The following is a 1,173-nucleotide window of genomic DNA, read 5'->3' on the forward strand; positions in this document are numbered from 1 at the left end:
GACAGGAATTGTAGGCCACGCGGATCGCCCCGCAGGCTCGGCAGCCCTCGACATGGCCGCCGAGCTCGGCCGTCCGGCAGAGCTCGATCGCGCTCATCACACGCCGCTCGTTGCGTCCGAGATGGCCGTCATGAACCTGCCGATACGCCTCGCCGTGGCGGCCGAAGATATCCGCCACCTCCAGTCTCGCCGACATGGGCGGAACCGGCCAGCCCGGCGGCACCACTTCAATGTTCAGCTTGTCGAGCGGGCTCGTCGTGCGCCGGATGAGGCCGTTCGAGACCTTGGTGTAGCGTGCCGTCGAGGAAAGATTGTTGTGGCCAAGCAGCACCTGGATGATGCGGATATCGGTGCCGTTCTCGAGCAGATGCGTGGCGAATGAGTGCCTGAGCGTGTGCACCGTCACCCGCTTGTCGATGCCGGCGGCAGCGCGCGCCGAGCGGCAGGCCGAATACAGCACCTGCACGTCGATGGGGCGATTGGGGTCGCGGCCGGGAAACAGCCAGCCCTGCGGCTTCGCCAGTCGCCAGTAGACCCGCAGGATCCGAAGAAGCTGCGCCGAAAGCATCACGGTGCGGTCCTTGCCGCCCTTGCCGTGACGAACGAGTATGACGCCGCGGCCGCTGTCGATATCGCCGACCTTCAGCCCGACGGTCTCCGAGGCGCGAAGACCTGCTGCGTAGGCCGTCGTCAGCGCCGTGCGCGTCTTCAGGCTCGGCACTGCCTCCAGGAAGTGGACGACCTCGTCGGCGCTGAGAACCACCGGCAGCGTGCGTGGCGAGCGGGCATAGACGATCCGTTCCGGAATCTCGGCATGGCCGAGCGTCACGCCGTAGAAGAACCGCAACGCGCACACCGCCTGGTTCAGCGCCGGCCACGAGATCCCGGTCGAGACCAGATGCACCTGAAAGGCGCGGACATCTTCAAGGCCAAGGCGGTCAGGGGATCGGCCGAAATGGCGGGAAAACTTCGCCACCGCGTGCACGTAGGATCGTTGCGTGGCCGGCGACAGATTGCGGATCGTCATGTCTTCGATCATGCGCCGGCGAAGAGGGCTCAACTCGGCCATCTCAGTGCTCCTGTTCCAAGATTGCGCTTCAACAGCCGCAATCCTTCAAAACAGAAGCCTCAACCGCAAACCGACCCGCCAAATGCCGCGTCAGCGGCTTCGTT

At 65.2% G+C, this 1,173-nt stretch carries 1 protein-coding gene and 1 pseudogene; both read right to left on the minus strand.

Going from position 1 to position 1,173, the window contains the following annotated elements; genetic code table 11:
* On the minus strand, nt 1–196 hold a 196-nt coding region (locus RFM98_RS31145; RefSeq protein ID WP_320312290.1), incomplete at its 3' end, for a transposase zinc-binding domain-containing protein.
* A gap of 15 nt (nt 197–211) precedes the next feature.
* Nucleotides 212–1,069 (minus strand): annotated as a pseudogene (locus RFM98_RS31150) (site-specific integrase); the annotation flags it as partial.
* Nucleotides 1,070–1,173: the final 104 nt, after the last annotated feature.

It is taken from the genome of Mesorhizobium australafricanum (assembly GCF_033977265.1).
Classification (GTDB): Bacteria; Pseudomonadota; Alphaproteobacteria; order Rhizobiales; family Rhizobiaceae; genus Mesorhizobium; species Mesorhizobium australafricanum.